Below are 18,623 nucleotides of genomic sequence, written 5' to 3'. Positions count from 1 at the left end.
TCTCCGGTTTACCGGTCTTCGTCGGTGTAGCGGATCACGCCGCGGATGTTGCGGCCCTCGAGCATGTCCCGGTAGCCCTCGTTGATCTGCTCGAGCTTGTACTGGCGGGTGACCATGTCGTCGAGGTTGAGCCGGCCCGCCTTGTACATCGACAGCAGCTGCGGGATGTCGTGATGCGGGTTGCCGCCGCCGAAGATGGTGCCCTGCAGCCGCTTCTGCAACAGCGTGAGCATCGACAGGTTGAGCTTGACGTCGTTGCTGGCCATGTTGGCCACGGCGGTGGCGACGACGGTGCCGCCCTTGGCGGTGATGTTCATGTAGTCGTCGATATCCTCGCCCTTGAGCTCACCGACGGTGACGATGGTCTTCTGCGCCATCCGGCCCTGGGTGACCTCGGCGACCCCTGCCATCGCTGCGTAGATGTCCGGGTAGGCGTGCGTGGCACCGAACTTCAGCGCCGAATCCCGCTTGAAGTCAACGGGATCGACGACGAAGATGTTGCGCGCCCCGGCGGCGACCGCGCCCTGCAGCGCACCGGTGCCCACGCCGCCGACGCCGACGATCACCACGTCGTCGCCCGGGCGGACGTCGCCGCTGCGGACCGCCGAGCCGTAGCCGGTGGTGACGCCGCAGCCGACGAGGCAGGCGACCTCGAACGGGATCGACGGGTCGATCTTCACGACCGAGCTCTTGTGCACCACCATGTACGGGCTGAATGTGCCGAGCAGGGTCATCGGGATGACCGGCTGGCCGTTCTTCACCGAGTGGATCCGGTGGGTGCCGTCGGACACCGCGGTGCCGCCGAGCAGGCCCGCCCCGAGGTCGCAGAGGTTGCGCAGGCCCTCCTGGCACGCGGGACACTCACCGCAGGACGGGATGAACGACAGCACGACGTGGTCGCCGGGCGCGATGTGCTCGACACCCGGGCCGACCTCGGTGACCACACCGGCGCCCTCGTGCCCGCCCAGCACCGGGAAACCGGCCATCGGGATGTCGCCGGTGACCAGGTGATGGTCGGAGTGGCACATGCCAGACGCTTCCATCTGGATCTTGACCTCGTCCTTGACGGGGTCTCCGATCTCGATCTCCTCGATCGACCACGGCTGGTTGAACTCCCAGATGAGAGCACCTTTTGTCTTCATGCGAACGTGCCTTCCGTTGGTTCCGGTGACCACAGACTAGAGGCAGTAGTTAGATACGTCACGACCGCCCCCAATCAACTGCTTGGCCGGGTCACCAGATGGGGACGGGGGCCTGCCCGAGCGGGTAGTAACCCGGCAGCTTCTCGCCGGCGAGTGACCGCTCGATGCGCTTCTGCATACCCGGCGACAGGTCACCGGACTCGATCAGCTTCGCGTAGCCCTTGGCCACGTGCCCGAAGTCGAAGAAGTCGCGCTGCCACTCGATCTTCAGGTTGGCGTCGAGCCGGAACCAGCTGCCGCCGATGCCGTAGATCTCGGCGGTGGCGCCGTCGGACCTGTTGGCGATCTGCTTCCAGAAGCCGACGATCTCGCCCTGCCGGTCGTCGACGAGCACCTTCTGATACTCGTAGACCCAGTTCTCCAGGCCTTCCATCTCCAGGCCCAGAGCGATCTCGCGGATCTCGTCGATCCCGACGCACATGACGTCTTCCTTGGGCCCGATGTTCCAGCCGTAGGTGGCGTCGTCGGTGTAGAACTCGGCCAGCGGCTTCCAGTCGCCGTTGCGTTCGGCTTCGCGGTTGGCCTCGAGCCACTGCTCGACCCAGTTGTCGAGCGCCTCGCGGGGTAGTGACGGCATTGTCTACTCTCCTGTTTCTCTGATTGTCAGTGCGTGGGTCGGGCACATGTCGACCGCGTTCTGGACCTCGTCGCGGGCGTCGTCGGGGGGTTCTGCGTCGAGGATCTCGACCTTGCCGCGTTTGGGCACCGTGAAGTAGTCGGGCGCCTCGAGTTCACACATCGCGTGGCCCTGGCACAGGTCCAGGTCGACTTCGATCCGGTAGCAGCCCATGCGACACCTACCTGGTGCGCCTGCGGTAGCGGGCCCTCGCCGGCCGCTGCAACTGCACCACCATCTTCGAGTGGTCGTTGCGGTAACTGTCGGCGGGCTGGGCCATCTCGAACTCATACTCGCGCAACAGGACCGAGAAGATCGCCTTGATCTGCATCTGCGCGAACGCCGCACCCACGCAACGGTGCCGGCCGGCGCCGAACGGGATCCACGTCCACCGGTTGACGACGTCGGCCTGCTCGGGCTTGTTGTAGCGGTCCGGGTTGAACGCGTCGGGGTCCGGGAAATCCTCCGGGATCCGGTTGCTGATCGCCGGGGAGGCGGCCACGAAATCGCCCTTGTGGATCGGGAATCCAGCGACCTCGAACTCGCCCTGGGCCACCCGCATCAGGATGATCAGCGGCGGGTGCAGCCGCAGCGTCTCCTTGACCACGTTGTCCAGCAGCGGAATCTGGCGCAGCGCGTGGAAGCTGACTTCCTGGCCGTCGGCGTAGAGCTCGTCGAGTTCGGCCTGCGCCTTGGCGTAGATCTCGGGATGGCGGATCAACTCGATCAGCGTCCACGCCGAGGTGCCCGAGCTGGTGTGGTGCCCGGCGAACATCAGCGAGATGAACATGCCGGTGACCTCGTCGGCCGAGAACCGCGGGTTGCCGTCCTCGTCCTTGATCGACACCAGCACGTCGAGCATGTCACGGTCGGACTTGTCCGTCGGCGGATTGGCCAACCGGTGGTCCATGATCTCCTGAACCAGCGCAACAAGTTTGACGCGCGCCTCGTCGCGGCGCTGGAAACTCTCGATCGGCAGGTAGGGGTCGACGTAGCACAGCGGGTCGGTGCCGCGCTCGAGATCGTGGTAGTACTCGGCGAACCGGTGGTCGAGTTCGTTGCGGAACTTCAACCCGATCAGGCAGGCCGTCGACGTGTAGATCGTCAGCTCGGCGAAGAAGTCGAGCAGCTCGATCTCGCCTTCGTCGCCCCAGTCGGCGATCATCTTGCGGACTTCGCCTTCGATGGTGGTGGCGTGGCCCTTCATGTGCTCGCCGCGCAGCGCCGAGTTGTGCAGCATCTCCTTGCGCCGCTCGGGGCTGGCGTCGAACACCACGCCCTTGCCGAAGATCGGCGTCATGAACGGGTAGGCCTCGGCCTGGTCGAGATCCTCGTCGGCGGAGCGGAAGAAGAACTCGTTGGCCTCGGCCCCGGACAGCAGGATGACGTGCTTGTCCACCAACTGGAACCAGCCGACGTCGCCGCATTCGTCGCGGACCCGCTGCATCAACCCGATCGGGTCGGTGCGGAACTCCTCGAGGTGGCCGTGCTCCTCTTCGCCGCCGGAGACCCGGGGCACGATCCCGGGCGTCGCCGCTGCTGATTCAGTCACTGTTCTGGCATCCCTTCTTCACCGAGGGCCAGCTTCTGGCGCGCCTTGTCGACGGCCAGCGGCGCCTCCGGTTGCAGCTCCATGTTGGCGATGAACCCGCCGCGCGGCGTCTCGGCGACGAACGTGATCGCCCTGGCCAGGTCGGCCGCGCGCAGGAAGTAGTCGTGGCGGGCCTGACCCCATTTGGCCCAGTCCTCCAGCGCCGGACCGATCTTCTCGGCGGGCAGGCTCCAGCCCATGCTGGTCTTGGTGGGGCCGGGATGCACGATCGAGGCGCGTACGCCGGTGCCCTCGAGCTCCATCTGGAAGTTGTGCACCATCGCCAGCAGCGCGGCCTTGGCCGCACCGTAGGCGCCCATGTGCGGGCGCTGGCGCAGCGCGACGTCGGAGCCGACGAAGATCAGGTCACCGCGCCGGCGTTCGAGCATCCCGGGCAGCACCGCCGCCGCCAGTCGGTTGGCGCCGACCAGATGGATCTGCAGCTGGGACTCGAACTCGTCGGTGGTGATCTCGGCCAGCTTGCCGAAGTAGGTGTCTCCGGCGCCGGCCACCAGCACCTCGATCTCGCCGAGCGCTTCGACCGACTGCGCGACAAACGTTTTCACCGAGTTCGGGTCGGTGACGTCGAGGTGGAATCCGACGGCCTCGCCGCCGTCGGCGTTGATCTTGCCGACGATGTCCTCGAGTTTCTCGACGCGCCGGGCGCCGAGCGCGACCGGGAAGCCGCGGGCGGCCATCTCGATGGCGGTGGCCTCGCCGATGCCGGAGGAGGCGCCGGCGACGACGACGGGTCGCCGTTCGGGAAGGGGGTCGAAGCGGGGCATTACACAACCTTCACTGTCATGGGCAGGTGAGCGAATCCGCGGACATTGCTGGAGTGGACGCGCACGGCGTTGGCCTCGTCGACCTCGTATCCGCGGATCCGCTTGAACAACTCGGTCAGCGCGACCCTGGCCTCCATGCGCGCCAGGTGCGCGCCGAGGCAGAAGTGCGCGCCGCTACCGAAACTCATGAGCTTGGAGCCGATCTCGCGGCCGATCAGGAACCGGTCCGGGTCGTCGAACACCCGCTCGTCGCGGTGCGCCGAACCGGGCAGCAGCAGCAGCACGTCGCCGTCGGGGATCGTGGTGTCATACAGCGTCAGCTCGCCGGCCACGGTGCGCGCGAGGATCTGGCTGGAGGTGTCGTAGCGCAGCGTCTCCTCGACCCACAGCGGAACCCGGTCCAGATCGGCGTAGACGGGCGTGAGCTGATCGGGGTTCTTGTGCCCCCAGAACGCCGCATTGGCAAGCAGTTTGGTGGTGGTCTCGTTGCCGGCGATGACCATCAGGAACATGAACCCGAGGATCTCGTCGTCGGTCAACCGGTCGCCGTCGATCTCGGCTTCCAGCAGCGCGCTGGTCAGGTCCTCGGTCGGCTTCCTGCGGCGCTCGGCCACCATGCCCTGGTAGTAGACGATCAGGTTGATCGACGCCTCCACGGCCGCGGGGGGCACGTCGGTCACGCCCTCGTCGCGGTGCATGACCCCGTCGGCCCACGCCCGCACCTGGTCGCGGTCGGGTTCGGGCACGCCCATCAGCTCGGAGATCACGTCCATCGGCAGCTTGCCGGCGAATTCGTCGACGTAGTCCACGGTTTCGTTCGAGCCCGCCTTGTCCAGCATGACGTCGAGGTGCTGCACGGCAATCTCGGTGACCCGCGGTTCGAGTTCGCGGATCCGTCGCGGCGTGAACCCCTTCGAGACCAGGGTGCGCAGCCTGAGGTGGTCGGGATCGTCCATCGCGAGGAACGACATGGTCTTCGAGGCGTGCGGCCCGCGCGATGCCGGGTCCAGTGAGACGCCGAACTTGTTGGACAGCGTGGTGCTGTTGCGAAAACCCGCCAGCACGTCCTGATGCCGCGACAGCGCCCAGAAGCCGAGTTCGTCGTTGCGGTACAGCGGCGCCTCGTCGCGCAGCCGCTTGTAGTACGGGTACGGGTCTTCATGGAAGTCGTAATCGTAAGGGTCCAAAACGATTTCGCTGATGGTCACTGCTCGTCTCCCAAGATGAGACCGACGACGTAGCTGAGCCGGTCGGCGATCTGGTGGTAGGTGAACGCGCCGCTGCCCGCATTCACCAGGGCGCCGAAGAACGTCATCTCCAGCGCGGCCAGCGCCCGCGGGTCGGCGTCCGGGCCCATCGCCGAGCGGATGCGCCGGTGGATCTCGGCGCCGATGCGGTCACGCACCGCCCGCACCGTCGCGTCGGTGCCGCTCAGCAGGGCCGTCGTGCAGGCCGCCGCGACCTCCGGCTCGTCGGCGACGGTCAGCGCCATCGCCCGCAGGGCCTTCTCGACACGGGCCAGCCGGGTCTCGTTGACGTCGGTGAAGTACGGCACCTGCCGCAGCAGGTCGAGGTACACCTCGGCGATCAGGTGGTTCTTCGACGAGAAGTAGGTGTAGGCCGTCGCGGGCGCGACCTTGGCCCGCGCGGCGACCGCGCGCACTGTCAGGTCGGCGTAGGACGACTCGCGCAGCATCTCGATGCCGGCGGTGAGCACCTTGCGGAACGTCTCCTCCTGGCGCCGGTTGCGCGGCGTCTCGTCAGGGGCAGGCGACGGGCCTGTGACCGCAACCGCATGCTCGCTGGACACATGTCCAAGTTATCCGACGGCCGCTTCGAACCGCAAGTGTGCAGATGACGGGTTGATGCTTGCCAGTAGGTAAGACAGCGGGCTAAGGTTCGTGCAAACCAATCCGGACAAGTGTCCAGTAGCGATGGAGACGGGATGGCATTGCTGCCGAATCGTGAGAGTCAGCTGCTCGTCGACGGCAAGCTCGTGGCGGGCAGCGGCGGAACATTCAGCACCGTCAACCCGGCCACCGAAGAGGTACTGGGTGTCGCGGCGGAGGGCACCGCCGAGGACATGGACCGCGCGATCGAGGCGGCCCGCCGCGCGTTCGACGACAGCGACTGGTCCACCGACGTCGCGCTGCGCGTGCGCTGCGTGCGCCAGCTGCAGGCCGCGCTGAAGTCCCACATCGAGGAACTGCGCGAGATCACCATCGGTGAAGTCGGCGCGCCCCGGATGCTGACCTCGGCGGCGCAACTCGAGGGCCCGGTCGACGACCTGAGCTTCTGCGCCGACACCGCCGAGTCCTACGAGTGGGTGACCGATCTGGGCGAGGCCGCCCCGATGGGCATCAAGACCCGTCGCCGGATCGCCCGCGAGGCCGTCGGCGTCGTCGGAGCCATCACCCCGTGGAACTTCCCGCACCAGATCAACCTGGCCAAGCTCGGCCCCGCGCTCGCGGCCGGCAACACCGTCGTGCTCAAGCCCGCACCCGACACGCCGTGGTGCGCCGCGGTGCTCGGTGAGTTGATCGTCGAGCACACCGACATCCCGCCCGGCGTGGTCAACATCGTCACCTCCAGCGACCACGGCGTCGGCGCTCTGCTGTCCAAAGACCCACGCGTGGACATGGTTTCGTTCACCGGCTCGACTGCCACCGGCCGCGCGGTGATGGCCGACGGTGCCGCGACGATCAAGAAGGTGTTCCTCGAACTCGGCGGCAAGTCGGCGTTCCTGGTGCTCGACGACGCCGATCTGGCCGGCGCGTGCGCGATGGCGGCGTTCACCGCGGCCATGCACGCCGGTCAGGGCTGCGCGATCACCACCCGCCTGGTGGTGCCCCGCGCCCGCTACGACGAGGCCGTCGAGGCGGCCGCGGCGACGATGGGCGGGCTCAAGCCCGGGGACCCGCAGGACGCCGGAACGATCTGCGGGCCGCTGATTTCCGCCCGCCAGCGCGACCGGGTGCAGGGGTATCTGGATTCGGCGATCGCCGAGGGCGGGCGTTTCGCGGTCGGGGGCGGCCGGCCGGCAGACCGCGACGCCGGATTCTTCATCGAGCCCACGGTGATCGCGGGTCTGGAAAACTCGGCGACGGTGGCGCGCGAGGAGATCTTCGGCCCGGTGCTGACGGTCATCGCCCACGACGGTGACGACGACGCGGTGCGCATCGCCAACGACTCGCCCTACGGTCTGTCGGGCACGGTGTTCTCCGCCGACGAGGACCGCGCGAACCGGGTGGCGGCGCGGATGCGGGTCGGCACGGTCAACATCAACGGCGGTGTCTGGTATTCGGCGGACATGCCGTTCGGTGGATACAAGCAGTCCGGGCTGGGCCGCGAGATGGGCCTTGCCGGTTTCGAGGAGTACCTGGAGATCAAGGCGATCGCCACGGCGGTGTGACACTGAGTGCCGAACGTGGGTTACCCGCACGCAAAAGGCTCGCCAAGCGTGACACGACCCCACACTCGGCGACGAGGAAGGAACGCGATGGGACAGTTCGACGAGAAGGTGGCGATCGTCACCGGCGCCGGCGGCGGAATCGGCCAGGCCTACGCCGAGGCGTTGGCGCGCGAAGGTGCCGCGGTGGTGGTGGCCGACATCAACACCGAGGGCGCGCAGAAGGTGGCCGACGGAATCAAGGGTGAGGGCGGCAACGCGCTCGCGGTCCACGTCGACGTGTCGGACCCGGATTCGGCCAAAGAAATGGCCGCGCAGACGCTTTCGGAGTTCGGCGGTATCGACTACCTGGTCAACAACGCGGCGATCTTCGGCGGGATGAAGCTGGACTTCCTGATCACCGTCGACTGGGACTACTACAAGAAGTTCATGAGCGTGAACATGGACGGCGCTCTGGTGTGCACCCGCGCGGTGTACAAGAAGATGGCCAAACGCGGCGGCGGGGCGATCGTCAACCAGTCCTCGACCGCGGCGTGGCTGTACTCGAACTTCTACGGTCTGGCCAAGGTCGGCGTCAACGGGCTGACCCAGCAGTTGGCCACCGAACTGGGCGGGCAGAACATCCGGGTCAACGCGATCGCGCCGGGCCCGATCGACACCGAGGCCAACCGCACCACCACGCCGCAGGAGATGGTCGCCGACATCGTCAAGGGAATTCCGTTGTCGCGCCTGGGACAACCCGAGGATCTGGTCGGCATGTGCCTGTTCCTGCTGTCCGATCAGGCGAAGTGGATCACGGGCCAGATCTTCAACGTCGACGGTGGACAGATCATCAGATGACGGAGCCGCGGCTGGGATACATCGGACTGGGTAACCAGGGTGCGCCGATGGCCAAGCGCCTGGTCGACTGGCCGGGCGGGCTGGTCGTGTTCGACGTGCGCACCGAGGCGATGGCCCCGCTGGTCGAGCTGGGCGCCACCCCCGCGGACGACGTGGCGGGGGTGTCGGTGACCGACATCATCAGCGTCACCGTGCTCAACGACGCCCAGGTGCGCGACGTGGTGGGCCAACTCGGCGAGCACGCCGCGCCCGGCACCGTGATCGCGATCCACTCGACGATCGAGCCCGGCACGGCCGGTGAACTCGCCGAGCAGTTGCGCGACAAGGGTGTTCACATCGTCGACGCGCCGGTCAGCGGCGGCGCCGGGGCGGCCGACAAGGGTGAGCTGGCCGTGATGGTCGGCGCCGACGACGAGGCGTTCGCCAAGGTCAAGCCCGTGTTCAAGAAGTGGGCGTCGCTGGTGGTCCGCGCCGGTGAACCCGGGGCGGGAACCAGGATGAAGCTGGCCCGCAACATGTTGACGTTCATCGGGTTCGCCGCGTCCTGTGAGGCGATGCGGCTCGCCGAGGCGGCGGGATTGGACCTGCAGAAGCTCGGCCGGGTGGTCCGCCACAGTGACGCGCAGAGCGGCGGGCCGGGCGCGATCATCGTGCGCGACGACATGAGCGACCTCACGCCCGACCACTGGCTCTACGACATGTTCACGCACACAAGAGGACTCGCGGAGAAGGACCTGAGCCTGGCGCTTGCGCTCGGCGAGGCCACCGGCACCGACCTGCCGCTGGCCGAGATCGCGCTGCAGAACCTGGCCGCCGGACTCGGCGTGCCGCACACGAAGGAGTGACGATGGACGAGTTGCGCCGCAAGGGCCTCGAGAAGATGAACGAGGTGTACGGCTGGGAGATGCCGAACATCGAAGGCGATCCGTACTTCGATCTGACCGTCGACCACCTCTTCGGCACGATCTGGACGCGCCCCGGCCTGTCGATGCGCGACAAACGGATCATGACGCTGACCGCGGTCACCGCGGTGGGCAACTCCGACCTCGCCGAGATCCAGGCCAACGCGGCGCTGGCCAACGGGGAGATGACCGAGGACGAGCTCAAGGAGATGGCCGTCTTCCTGACCCACTACCTCGGGTTCCCACTGGGCTCCAAGCTGGACGGCGCGGTCAGCAAGGTGATCAAGAACCGCAAGAAGCGTCCGGCGGAGGACAAGAAAGCCAATGTCAACGCCGCGGTGAAGATGCATTCCGGTGGGACGGTTCATGACGAGTAGGTTTGCGTCGCTGTCACGCGACGAACTCGCGGTGCTGATGCCTGAGCTGCTGCTGATCGGTCAGCTGATCGACCGGTCCGGAATGGCCTGGGTCATCGCGAATTTCGGCCGCGAGGAGATGCTGCAGGTCGCGATCGAGGAGTGGATGGGCGCCAGCCCGATCTACACCAAGCGCATGCAGCGGGCGCTGGACTTCGAGGGCGACGACGTCGTCACGATCTTCAAGGGCATGCAGCTCGACATCGGCGCCCCGCCGCAGTTCATGGACTTCCGCTACACCGTGCACGACAAGTGGCACGGGGAGTTTCACCTCGACCACTGCGGCGCGCTGCTCGACGTGGAGCCGATGGGCGAGGATTACGTGCGCGGCATGTGCCACGACATCGAGGACCCGACGTTCGACGCGACCGCGGCTGCCACCAACCGTCGCGCGCAGATCCGCCCGATCCACCGGCCGCCTCGGACACCGGCCGACCGGCACCCGCACTGCGCGTGGACGGTCGTCATCGACGAGTCCTACCCCGAGGTCGATGATCACCCGGTTCTGGACGTGATGCGCCGGACCCGCGCGGCCAGAACGGAACTCGATCCGATCGACCCCGACGACGAGGGCCAGCCGGACTACTCGGGTCCGCTGGTGTCGGACTTCGACTTCGGGGCGTTCTCACACTCGGCGCTGGTGCGGATGGCCGACGAGGTGAGCCTGCAGATGCACCTGCTGAACCTGTCGTACGTGATCGCGGTGGGCAAGCGCGCCGGTACCAACACCGAACTGCTGACCGACATCTGCACCAAACAGCTGATCGGCATCGCCGGCATCGCGGCCGAGCGGATTCACCGCGCGCTGAGACTGCCCGGCGGCGTCGAGGGCGCGGTGCGGACCCTGCAGCTGCATCCGATGCTCAACCCGGCGGCTTATGTGGAGGCCGAGTTCGGCCCGGATGTGGTGCACGTGCAGCGCTCGGCGGCGCACGAGGACGGCGCCTGGGTGTCGCTGGTGACGCCGGACGAGGTGCGTCCATTGCAGGCGGCCGTGCGTGCGATCGACAACCGGCTCGACGTCGAGCTGACAGGGACCGCCCAGGAATGGACCGCCCGGATCGTCGAGACCGGTTCGGAGGCCGAGGAATTCTCCGAAGTCTCGGTCGTGCGGATCAGCGGCGGCTCGACGTGGGAGTTCGAGGACCGCAAGTCGCTGCCGCTTACCGTGCTCTGATCTGGTGCTCGGGCACCGGTCCCGTCGCGGTGCTTACACCCGGTCCTGCAGGTGGGCGAGCGCGCTGGCGCCGTCGTCGGAGACGAAGACGAGTTGTTCCAGCGGTACGGGTAGGAACCCATCCTCGGCCATCCGACGGAGTTGCAGAGTGAGCCCGGCGTAGAACCCCGCAGTGTTCAGCAGCACCACTGGCTTGTCGTGCAGTCCGTGCTTCTTCTGTTCGAGGATGTCGGTCGCTTCGTCAAGCGTTCCCAGGCCACCAGCCATCACCACGATGGCGTCGGATCGCTCCAGCAGCAGTGCTTTTCGCTGTGCGAGGTCGCTCGCGAACACCATTTCGTCGGCGTCCTCGATGGCGAATTCTCGGAGTAGATCAACCGAGATACCTACGAGCCGGCCACCCGCGCAGCGCGTCGCGTCGGCCACGACCCGCATGAGCCCGGTGCCGGAACCGCCCCACACCAGGGTGTGTCCACCCCGGCCCAGCATTTCGCCGAATTCGCGGGCAGGGCGGGTATAGCGCTCGTCGAGATCGGCCGCGGACATGAATACGCCGATATTCATCCTCAGGCGTCGACGATGGTCAGGATCCCCGAAGGCGCGGCGAGCGCTTCGATTGTCCGCGCGGCAGCCGTGTCGATGTGCACGCGCGGCTCGGGTGGAAGTTCGTCCGGGTAGTAGGTGTCTTTCCCGTAGAAGACGCCGTAGCGCAATACGACGCCGTCGACGGCGAGCACGGAGGTCTCCAGCGAGGTGACGGCGTCGGCAGCTGGGCCCGGCTCCGATGCCCACGCGATGCTTTGCGCGACGATCTTCGGCCGTCCAACGAGGGACGCAGCCTCGATGAGGTTGCGGGTGCCCTCGACCCGTATCCGTGCGTTGAGTAGCTGCGCGCTCGGCAGATCCTCCGCCGCATCGGGCAGATCGGTCAACTCGTGCAGGACAAGGTCGGGGGCGAACGTGCGGACGGCGGCGTGGAGAGCGTTCCGGTCGAAGACATCGCAGACAATCGGCTCCGCGCCGAGCGAGGCCAACCGTTGCGCCTTGCCTGCCGATCTCGTCATCGCACCGACACTGTGCCCGGCGTTCAGGAGCAGTGGGATGACCCACAGCCCGATCACGCCCGATGCGCCTGCAAGAAAGATGCGCTGACCGTAGGAGGGGGCGCGTGCTACCGATGCCCGAGAGCTGAGAGGAGTGGTCATTTCGTTGACGGTACGCCCCAATTGGTTCACTGCGATGGTCCATTGAGAGGTCGTCGTCGTGGTCCATTACGCATCTGCGTATAGATGACCATACCCAGGGAATACCTCTGCCGATCCGGCGCTTGCACATACTGCGAGATCGAAGGAGTTCACCATGAGCGCAAGGACCGTTGTCAAAGCCGCTGCGGTACAACTCAGCCCGGTTCTGCACAGCCGCGAGGGAACCGTGGAGAAGGTGGTGGACCGGATCGCCGCACTCGGTAGAGAAGGGGTTCAGTTCGCGGTCTTCCCGGAAGCCGTGGTGCCTTACTACCCGTACTTCTCCTACGTGCAGCGCCCTTCCGAGTTGACCGACGACCAGGTGCGGCTACTCGAGCAAGCGGTGATCGTCGGATCGCCTGCGACGGCGGCGATCGCTGATGCTGCCGCCCACGCGGGCATGGTCGTCTCGATTGGTGTCACCGAGCGTGACGGCGGCAGTCTTTTCAACACGCAACTGTTGTGGGACGCTGACGGCGCCCTTCTGCAGCGCCGACGCAAGATCACCCCAACCTTTCACGAACGGATGATCTGGGGTCAAGGTGACGGTTCGGGACTGCGCGCCGTCGACAGTGCGGTTGGACGCGTCGGCCAACTCGCATGTTGGGAGCACTACCTCCCGCTGGCGCGTTATGCGCTGATCGCCGACGGCGAGCAGATCCACTCGAGTATGTTTCCCGGCTCGTTCGGGGGAAAGCTGTTCGCCGAGCAGACGGAGGTGAGCATCCGAAATCATGCACTCGAGGCGGGCAGCTTCGTCGTCAACGCCACCGGATGGTTGGACACTGAGCAGCAGTCGCAGATTGTCGCTCACACCGGATCGCCGATCGGGCCGATCTCGGGAGGATCCTTCACCGCGATCGTCTCACCTATGGGCGAATTGTTGGCGCCACCCGTGATTTCGGGCGAAGGTGAGGTGATCGCCGATCTCGACTTCTCGCTGATCGATCGCCGCAAATCCAAGATGGACGCCAGTGGGCACTACAGCCGGCCAGAACTTCTCAGCCTTCTCGTCGACCGCACGCCGGTGGCGCACGTCCACGACCGGATTGGTGCAATGTAGCCTTCCGCGCAGCGCTTAGGGTGAGACGTATGGCGTGGGTCAGACGTATCGCATCGAGTGCCGTGTCGATGCTCGTGGTGGTGGTGCCGGTCGCCGGTTGTGCAGATTCGCAGCCCGACTCGGAGACCGCGACACCGGAAGCGCAGACATTCGACCTCTCGAAGCTGTCGCAGCTCGAAGACCAAATGCCGGAGGGCTTTATCCCCTATCCGTCGGAAGTCACGAAGCTTCAGCACATGTACGTCGACGGGGTCGGGTCGGTCGTGTCCAACGGCAAGCCGTTCACTGTGGATCCGCCGGGGTGCGCGGTCCTGCTGTATCCGGTCCGCGGTCAGGCCGGCGCCGACACGACCGGCGTGCGCGCCGACGGCTTGGAGCGGCGTTCGATCGCGGTGGGAGCCGACATGCCGGTCACCGTCCCGGAACCAGTTCCGAGCACCGGTTGCGAGCGGATGACCTACACCGTGCCGGATGACGATCACCCGACCTCCGGAACCGCTGAGCGGATCGAAGCGCCCGCCATCGACGGAGCGACTACCTACGCGCTGAAGATCACCGCCGACGGCTATTCCGACCCCGAGTACTTCTACACGGCGATCGTCGACGGCCGCGTGTACGTCAGCGCCGAGGCGCGCTTGGCTCCGGACTACCCCGCGCAGCCGCTCATGCCGGACTTGCTGGTCAAAGCGGTTGCCGCGATCCGCAGTTAGAACGGATGTCCCGCATAGGGATTCGGTATCAGAACCCCTGATCGGGGCCACAGTTCGATCATGTCGGCAGGAATGGTCGCCTCGGGATCGACGATCTCGATCTTTCCGAGGTCGACTGGCGCTTCGGGGATGCTGGGTTGGTAACCCGGGTGGTTCGGGTCCGGTACCCATGCGCCGGAACCGGGCACCAGTTCCATCTCCCACGGTTCGCCTTTGGCACCGGGTCCTCGGTACACGATGTCGTTGAGGTCCAGCGGCGCTTTCGGAGGCTTCGCTTGGTAGACGCGGCTCCTCGGATCTGGGACCCAGACCCCGGAGTGGGGCACCAACTCCATCATGCCGAAATCGCCGAGTTCTGCGGGATCCTTGTACACGATGTCCGCGAGGTCGAGGGTCGAGTCGGGGATCGGCCTCTTCTCGTCGGTGTGATGATCCACCAGCTGGACATCGCTCTTGTCCTCCGGCTCGCCGAGTTCGTCGTATTCCGAACCGATTCCGCGCATCCGCTGCGCGATGGCGGCGAGGTCGCGGTTGGACCGGCCGACGATCTCGGCCACCTCGACGGCACCTCGGCTCACCAACGGCCACAGCATCCGCTCACCGGCCAGGGTGCGCGGGACGGTCGCCGCCGCGTCCACCACCCACTGCCGGACCGCTTCCAGTTGCGTGCGTCCCGCAGTCACGACCGCGGCTGCGCGGTCGACTTCCCCGGCGAGCCGCTTGTCCAGATCCGCCATGACACCGAGAGCCGATGCCTGGCGCGCGTTCCTCTGCGCATAGCGCTGGGCGCCGATTCCCGACCACTCCGCGGCCGGGGCGGCGGACTCCACGTCGCTGCGCAGCGACTCCAGTCGGGCGCTGTCGTCGATCCCGGCACCACCCCGCGGCACACCCTCCCCGAAGGTGACCCGCGCCTGCGACCACGTCGTCAGAAAAGCCTCCAGCACACCCACATCGGTGAGTCTAAGGCCGCTCAGCAGGTCGGTTCGACGGCAATTTCCGCGGTCAGCGCCGCCCCGACCCAGCGGCGCAGGTAGGCCCGCAACTGCGGGCCGCGGCGCGGCGGCCGGCCCGGATCGATCACGAACGACTGGATGATCCGCAGCAGATGCTCGGCGAGCTCGTCGAGGTCGTCGTCGTCGAAACCGCGCGCGCCCCAGTCCACGTCGAAGCGACGCAGCATCGAGTTGGCGAACTGCAGCGCCACATCGGAGGTGACGGTCTGGCTGAACGCGCCCGCGCGGCCCGGGGTCAGCAACAGACCGATGTGCTTGTCCTCGGGCAACCACTCCAGTGCCGTCGCGATCCCCTCCGCGACCGCCTCGTCCGGCTCGGTGACGCCCTGCAGATGGGCGGCCAACCGGTCCAGGAAACCGGTCGCCGCCCGCTGCGCGGAGGCCTGCAGCAGCGCGTCGGTGCTGGGGAAGTAGCGGTAGACCGTCTGCCGGGTGACCCCGAGCGTGCGGGCGACGTCGGTGATCGAGAAGTCGGCGCCCCGGGCGTCGATGGCGTTGCCTGCGGCGTCGAGGATGCGGGCGACCGCCTCCTCATCCGTCGACGGCGCCGATCCCGACCAGCCGTGGGTGCGCACGGCTGAATCCTACTCAACCGCCGTAGGAGACCTGCAGATCCTTGAGGCCGTTGATCCACCCCGACCGAAGTCGTTGTGGCTCGCCCAGTTTGGTGATGTCGGGAATCTGGTCGGCGATCTCGTTGAAGATCAGCTTGATCTCCATCCGGGCCAGGTTCGCACCGATGCAGTAGTGCGCGCCGTTGCCGCCGAAGCCCAGGTGCGGGTTGGGGTCGCGCAGGATGTTGAAGTCGAACGGCCGGTCGAACACCGCCTCGTCGTAGTTGGCCGAACTGTAGAACAGCCCGACGCGCTGGCCCTCGCGGATCGTGACGCCGCCGATTTCGGTGTCGGCCAAGGCGGTTCGTTGAAAGCAGTGCACCGGGGTGGCCCAGCGCACGATTTCGTCGGCGGTGGTCTCCGGGCGCTCGCGTTTGAACAGCTCCCACTGATCCGGGTTCTCGAAGAACGCGTTCATCCCGTGTGTCATCGCGTTGCGGGTGGTCTCGTTGCCCGCGACGGCCAGCAGGATCACGAAGAACGCGAACTCGACGTCGTCGAGCGACTCGCCGTCGATGTCGGCCTGCACCAGGCGCGTGACGATGTCGTCGGCCGGGCAGCGGCGGCGCTCCTCGGCCATCGCATACGCGTAACCCATCAACTCGGCGTTGGCCATGGTCGGATCGGAGTCGAAGTCCGGGTCGTCGGTGTTCATGATCGCGTTGGTCCAACCGAACAACTTCTCGCGGTCGGCTTCGGGCACGCCGATCAGATCCGCGATGGCCAGCAGCGGCAAGGACATCGCCACGTCGTCGACGAAATTGCCGCTGCCCTTCTCCTTGGCCGCCGCCACGATGTCGCGGGCCGCGGTGGCGAGCTTGTCTTCCAGCGTGCTGATCGAGCGCGGCGTGAACAACCGGGACACCAGCTTGCGCAGCCGGGTGTGCTCGGGGGCGTCGTGGTTGATCAGCAGCGCCTTGGTCAGGTCGAGCTGCTCGGCGGTGACGCCCTCCGGCAGCCGCATCACCGCGCCCTTGCGGTTGGTCGACCACAGCTCAGAGTCGCGCGAGATCGCCTTGATGTCCTCGTGGCGGCTGATCACCCAGTAGCCGCCGTCGTCGAAGATCGACTCGGCCTGCTCGTTCCACCACACCGGCGCGGTCCTGCGCAGCTCGGCGAACTCGGTGACGGGGATGCCGCGCAGCAGGACGTCGGGATCGGTGAAGTCGTATCCCCGGCCGAACGGGCATGTGGTCTGCGTCATACAACTGACCATACAGCGTCGTGTCAACTGTATGGCCGCCGCGGGAGGGCTACCGGCGGCGCGGCACGCCCGTGCTCCACAGCGCCCACGCCACCAGCACCGGCTGGAAGAACAACCGCACCAGGCGCTTGGTGTCGGTGTCCAGGCCGAAGCCGTCGCGCTTGTTGAGGTACTGCGCGAGGTTGCCCGGGAACACCGCGACGAAGAACGCCGCGATGAGCCGGCCCACCAACACGCGGTCCCGCCTCAGCAGCGCCAGCCCCGCCCCGATCACGATCTCCACGCCGCCGGAGGCCACTACCACCGCGTCCTCGTCCAGCGGAATCGACTTGGGCACCTGAGCGCGGAACTCCTCGCGGCCCCAGAACAGGTGCGAGAGCCCGGCGAAGATCAGCACACCCGCCAGCGCGAGACGGGCGGCGGAGCGCAGTGGTGTCGTGGGCGGAGGCGGAGGAAGTTCGGTGGCGACCATGGGCCGCGGGGTACCCCCGCCTGTCGCGGACTGAAACAAGATCGGCTTTGCCGTTAGGGTGAGCAGTTGTGCGAGTCCTGGTGATCGGATCCGGAGCCCGTGAACACGCGTTGCTGCTGGCATTGCGGCGCGATCCCGAGGTCGACGTGCTGGCCGTCGCGCCCGGGAACGCGGGCACCGCGGCGATCGCCGACCAGCACGACGTCGACATCACCTCCGGTGACGCGGTGGTCGCGCTGGCCAGGCAGATCGACGCCGACCTCGTCGTGATCGGCCCGGAGGTGCCGCTGGTGCTCGGGGTCGCCGACGCGGTGCGCGCCGCCGGGATCGCCTGCTTCGGACCGTCCAAAGACGCGGCCCGCATCGAGGGCTCCAAGGCGTTCGGTAAAGAGGTGATGGACGCCGCCGGGGTCCGCACTGCCCGCAGCGAGGTCGTCGACAACCCGGCGCATCTGGACGCCGCACTGGACCGGTTCGGACCCGCCGTGGGTGACCCGGCCTGGGTGGTCAAGGACGACGGCCTGGCCGCGGGCAAGGGCGTGGTGGTGACCGCCGACCGCGACGCCGCCCGCGCGCACGCCGCGAGCCTGCTCGACACCGGTCACCCGGTGCTGCTCGAGTCCTACCTCGACGGGCCCGAGGTGTCGCTGTTCTGCATCGTCGACGGCGAGACCGTCGTGCCCCTGCTGCCCGCGCAGGATTTCAAGCGCGTCGGCGACAACGACACCGGCCCCAACACCGGTGGCATGGGTGCCTACTCGCCGCTGCCCTGGCTGCCCGATGAGGTCGTCACCGAGATCACCGAGAAGGTCGTGAAACCCGTTGCCGCCGAGATGGTCAAGCGCGACAGCTCGTTCTGCGGCCTGCTCTATGCGGGCCTGGCGATCACCTCCCGCGGCCCCGCCGTCGTCGAATTCAACTGCCGCTTCGGCGATCCCGAGACCCAGGCGGTGCTGGCGCTGCTGCAGACCCCGCTGGGCCAGTTGCTCTACGCCGCCGCGATCGGCGATCTGGCCGGCGAACCGCCGCTGCAGTGGGACGACGGCGCCGCGGTGACGGTGGTGCTGGCCGCGGAGAACTATCCGGGTCGCCCCCGCGTCGGCGATGTGATCACCGGGTCGGAGGCCGACGGGGTCCTGCACGCCGGCACCACCCGCCGCGACGACGGCGCGATCGTGTCCTCCGGCGGACGGGTGCTCTCGGTGGTCGGCACGGGCGCCGACCTGGCCGCCGCGCGCGACGCCGCCTACCGCGTGATCGAGTCGATCCGCCTGCCGGGCAGTCATTTTCGCAGCGACATCGGGTTGGCCGCGGCCGAGGGACGCATCACCCTGTAGGCGCGAGCAGACGCAAAGTGCCCTC

21 protein-coding genes are annotated in these 18,623 nt (G+C 67.2%); 8 read left to right on the top strand and 13 right to left on the bottom strand.

Annotated features, from left to right (window positions below):
* Positions 1–8: 8 nt before the first annotated feature.
* The 7 genes from BHQ18_RS11610 to BHQ18_RS11580 form a co-directional block, all read right to left on the bottom strand.
* The gene (locus BHQ18_RS11610; protein WP_069413757.1) at positions 9–1,142 is read right to left on the bottom strand and encodes an NDMA-dependent alcohol dehydrogenase; all 1,134 of its coding nucleotides are present in this window, start codon (positions 1,140–1,142) and stop codon (positions 9–11) included.
* Positions 1,143–1,233: 91 nt separating this feature from the next.
* Positions 1,234–1,779 carry a nuclear transport factor 2-like protein gene (locus BHQ18_RS11605; protein ID WP_069413756.1) on the bottom strand — a complete coding sequence of 182 codons (546 nt, stop codon included), beginning with the start codon at positions 1,777–1,779 and terminating at the stop codon, positions 1,234–1,236.
* A 3-nt stretch (positions 1,780–1,782) separates the two neighbouring features.
* Positions 1,783–1,992 (bottom strand): ferredoxin Fdx, encoded by a 210-nt coding sequence (locus tag BHQ18_RS11600; protein WP_069413755.1) that lies wholly within the window; start codon positions 1,990–1,992, stop codon positions 1,783–1,785.
* 7 nt (positions 1,993–1,999) lie between these two features.
* Positions 2,000–3,370, bottom strand: coding sequence for a lanosterol 14-alpha demethylase (locus BHQ18_RS11595; RefSeq protein WP_308204721.1), 1,371 nt, complete (start codon positions 3,368–3,370; stop codon positions 2,000–2,002).
* On the bottom strand, positions 3,367–4,194 hold the full coding sequence (locus tag BHQ18_RS11590) for an SDR family oxidoreductase (RefSeq protein WP_069413754.1): 828 nt from the start codon (positions 4,192–4,194) through the stop codon (positions 3,367–3,369). Before BHQ18_RS11590 ends, BHQ18_RS11595 begins: the two co-directional genes overlap by 4 nt.
* Complete coding sequence (locus tag BHQ18_RS11585) at positions 4,194–5,402, bottom strand: cytochrome P450 (protein WP_069413753.1); 1,209 nt, start codon at positions 5,400–5,402, stop codon at positions 4,194–4,196. The genes BHQ18_RS11590 and BHQ18_RS11585 overlap by 1 nt, the downstream gene beginning before the upstream one ends.
* Positions 5,399–6,004: a TetR/AcrR family transcriptional regulator gene (locus tag BHQ18_RS11580; protein WP_069413752.1), complete on the bottom strand. Its 606-nt coding sequence runs from the start codon at positions 6,002–6,004 to the stop codon at positions 5,399–5,401. Before BHQ18_RS11580 ends, BHQ18_RS11585 begins: the two co-directional genes overlap by 4 nt.
* A 135-nt stretch (positions 6,005–6,139) precedes the next feature.
* Between BHQ18_RS11580 and BHQ18_RS11575 the strand changes: the two genes are divergently transcribed.
* The 5 genes from BHQ18_RS11575 to BHQ18_RS11555 all read left to right on the top strand — a co-directional run bounded on the left by BHQ18_RS11575 (position 6,140) and on the right by BHQ18_RS11555 (position 10,938).
* Complete coding sequence (locus BHQ18_RS11575; RefSeq protein ID WP_069413751.1) at positions 6,140–7,606, top strand: aldehyde dehydrogenase; 1,467 nt, start codon at positions 6,140–6,142, stop codon at positions 7,604–7,606.
* Positions 7,607–7,693: 87 nt separating this feature from the next.
* Positions 7,694–8,443 (top strand): SDR family oxidoreductase, encoded by a 750-nt coding sequence (locus tag BHQ18_RS11570; RefSeq protein ID WP_069413750.1) that lies wholly within the window; start codon positions 7,694–7,696, stop codon positions 8,441–8,443.
* Positions 8,440–9,288, top strand: a complete 849-nt coding sequence (locus tag BHQ18_RS11565) for an NAD(P)-dependent oxidoreductase (protein WP_069413749.1) — start codon at positions 8,440–8,442, stop codon at positions 9,286–9,288. Before BHQ18_RS11570 ends, BHQ18_RS11565 begins: the two co-directional genes overlap by 4 nt.
* A gap of 2 nt (positions 9,289–9,290) precedes the next feature.
* A complete protein-coding gene (locus BHQ18_RS11560) occupies positions 9,291–9,722 on the top strand; it encodes a carboxymuconolactone decarboxylase family protein (RefSeq protein ID WP_064395190.1) in 432 nt (143 codons plus the stop codon).
* Positions 9,712–10,938: a hypothetical protein gene (locus BHQ18_RS11555; RefSeq protein ID WP_069413748.1), complete on the top strand. Its 1,227-nt coding sequence runs from the start codon at positions 9,712–9,714 to the stop codon at positions 10,936–10,938. The genes BHQ18_RS11560 and BHQ18_RS11555 overlap by 11 nt, the downstream gene beginning before the upstream one ends.
* Positions 10,939–10,971: 33 nt before the next feature.
* Here the strand turns inward: BHQ18_RS11555 and BHQ18_RS11550 are convergent, their stop codons facing one another.
* Both BHQ18_RS11550 and BHQ18_RS11545 read right to left on the bottom strand, forming a co-directional pair.
* The gene (locus BHQ18_RS11550) at positions 10,972–11,502 is read right to left on the bottom strand and encodes an LOG family protein (protein ID WP_069413747.1); all 531 of its coding nucleotides are present in this window, start codon (positions 11,500–11,502) and stop codon (positions 10,972–10,974) included.
* Positions 11,503–11,504: 2 nt separating this feature from the next.
* Positions 11,505–12,143, bottom strand: a complete 639-nt coding sequence (locus BHQ18_RS11545) for an NAD-dependent epimerase/dehydratase family protein (RefSeq protein WP_069413746.1) — start codon at positions 12,141–12,143, stop codon at positions 11,505–11,507.
* A 154-nt stretch (positions 12,144–12,297) separates the two neighbouring features.
* Between BHQ18_RS11545 and BHQ18_RS11540 the strand changes: the two genes are divergently transcribed.
* Both BHQ18_RS11540 and BHQ18_RS11535 read left to right on the top strand, forming a co-directional pair.
* Positions 12,298–13,245 carry a nitrilase-related carbon-nitrogen hydrolase gene (locus BHQ18_RS11540; RefSeq protein WP_069413745.1) on the top strand — a complete coding sequence of 316 codons (948 nt, stop codon included), beginning with the start codon at positions 12,298–12,300 and terminating at the stop codon, positions 13,243–13,245.
* 29 nt (positions 13,246–13,274) lie between these two features.
* Positions 13,275–13,955, top strand: a complete 681-nt coding sequence (locus tag BHQ18_RS11535; protein WP_131815672.1) for a DUF5642 family protein — start codon at positions 13,275–13,277, stop codon at positions 13,953–13,955.
* Here BHQ18_RS11535 and BHQ18_RS30290 read toward each other — a convergent pair.
* Genes BHQ18_RS30290 through BHQ18_RS11515 form a run of 4 tightly spaced genes read right to left on the bottom strand, consistent with a single transcriptional unit; the run spans position 13,952 to position 17,261 of the window.
* Entirely contained in the window at positions 13,952–14,908 is a 957-nt protein-coding gene (locus tag BHQ18_RS30290) for an EspA/EspE family type VII secretion system effector (RefSeq protein WP_069413743.1), read from the bottom strand. The genes BHQ18_RS11535 and BHQ18_RS30290 overlap by 4 nt on opposite strands.
* A gap of 20 nt (positions 14,909–14,928) precedes the next feature.
* Positions 14,929–15,546, bottom strand: a complete 618-nt coding sequence (locus tag BHQ18_RS11525) for a TetR/AcrR family transcriptional regulator (protein ID WP_069413742.1) — start codon at positions 15,544–15,546, stop codon at positions 14,929–14,931.
* Between the two features lie 13 nt (positions 15,547–15,559).
* A complete protein-coding gene (locus BHQ18_RS11520) occupies positions 15,560–16,789 on the bottom strand; it encodes a cytochrome P450 (RefSeq protein WP_069413741.1) in 1,230 nt (409 codons plus the stop codon).
* Between the two features lie 49 nt (positions 16,790–16,838).
* Complete coding sequence (locus tag BHQ18_RS11515) at positions 16,839–17,261, bottom strand: DoxX family protein (RefSeq protein ID WP_069413740.1); 423 nt, start codon at positions 17,259–17,261, stop codon at positions 16,839–16,841.
* A gap of 68 nt (positions 17,262–17,329) precedes the next feature.
* On the opposite strand from BHQ18_RS11515, the gene purD reads away from it, so the two are divergent.
* The gene (purD, locus tag BHQ18_RS11510) at positions 17,330–18,598 is read left to right on the top strand and encodes a phosphoribosylamine--glycine ligase (RefSeq protein ID WP_069413739.1); all 1,269 of its coding nucleotides are present in this window, start codon (positions 17,330–17,332) and stop codon (positions 18,596–18,598) included.
* The last annotated feature ends 25 nt before the right edge of the window (positions 18,599–18,623 follow it).

Origin of the sequence: Mycolicibacterium flavescens (genome assembly GCF_001722335.1) — a bacterium.
GTDB lineage: Bacteria > Actinomycetota > Actinomycetes > Mycobacteriales > Mycobacteriaceae > Mycobacterium > Mycobacterium flavescens.
Note: the sequence above shows the minus strand (reverse complement) of the source record. Positions and strands in the feature narration are given on the sequence as shown.

What these genes read in the sequence shown, in the direction of transcription:
- BHQ18_RS11610 (WP_069413757.1), bottom strand. Translation starts at nt 1,142, where the DNA reads ATGAAGACAAAAGGTGCTCTCATCTGGGAGTTCAACCAGCCGTGGTCG.
- BHQ18_RS11605 (WP_069413756.1), bottom strand. Translation starts at nt 1,779, where the DNA reads ATGCCGTCACTACCCCGCGAGGCGCTCGACAACTGGGTCGAGCAGTGG.
- BHQ18_RS11600 (WP_069413755.1), bottom strand. Translation starts at nt 1,992, where the DNA reads ATGGGCTGCTACCGGATCGAAGTCGACCTGGACCTGTGCCAGGGCCAC.
- BHQ18_RS11590 (WP_069413754.1), bottom strand. Translation starts at nt 4,194, where the DNA reads ATGCCCCGCTTCGACCCCCTTCCCGAACGGCGACCCGTCGTCGTCGCC.
- BHQ18_RS11575 (WP_069413751.1), top strand. Translation starts at nt 6,140, where the DNA reads ATGGCATTGCTGCCGAATCGTGAGAGTCAGCTGCTCGTCGACGGCAAG.
- BHQ18_RS11570 (WP_069413750.1), top strand. Translation starts at nt 7,694, where the DNA reads ATGGGACAGTTCGACGAGAAGGTGGCGATCGTCACCGGCGCCGGCGGC.
- BHQ18_RS11565 (WP_069413749.1), top strand. Translation starts at nt 8,440, where the DNA reads ATGACGGAGCCGCGGCTGGGATACATCGGACTGGGTAACCAGGGTGCG.
- BHQ18_RS11560 (WP_064395190.1), top strand. Translation starts at nt 9,291, where the DNA reads ATGGACGAGTTGCGCCGCAAGGGCCTCGAGAAGATGAACGAGGTGTAC.
- BHQ18_RS11555 (WP_069413748.1), top strand. Translation starts at nt 9,712, where the DNA reads ATGACGAGTAGGTTTGCGTCGCTGTCACGCGACGAACTCGCGGTGCTG.
- BHQ18_RS11550 (WP_069413747.1), bottom strand. Translation starts at nt 11,502, where the DNA reads ATGAATATCGGCGTATTCATGTCCGCGGCCGATCTCGACGAGCGCTAT.
- BHQ18_RS11545 (WP_069413746.1), bottom strand. Translation starts at nt 12,143, where the DNA reads ATGACCACTCCTCTCAGCTCTCGGGCATCGGTAGCACGCGCCCCCTCC.
- BHQ18_RS11540 (WP_069413745.1), top strand. Translation starts at nt 12,298, where the DNA reads ATGAGCGCAAGGACCGTTGTCAAAGCCGCTGCGGTACAACTCAGCCCG.
- BHQ18_RS11535 (WP_131815672.1), top strand. Translation starts at nt 13,275, where the DNA reads ATGGCGTGGGTCAGACGTATCGCATCGAGTGCCGTGTCGATGCTCGTG.
- BHQ18_RS11520 (WP_069413741.1), bottom strand. Translation starts at nt 16,789, where the DNA reads ATGACGCAGACCACATGCCCGTTCGGCCGGGGATACGACTTCACCGAT.
- BHQ18_RS11515 (WP_069413740.1), bottom strand. Translation starts at nt 17,261, where the DNA reads ATGGTCGCCACCGAACTTCCTCCGCCTCCGCCCACGACACCACTGCGC.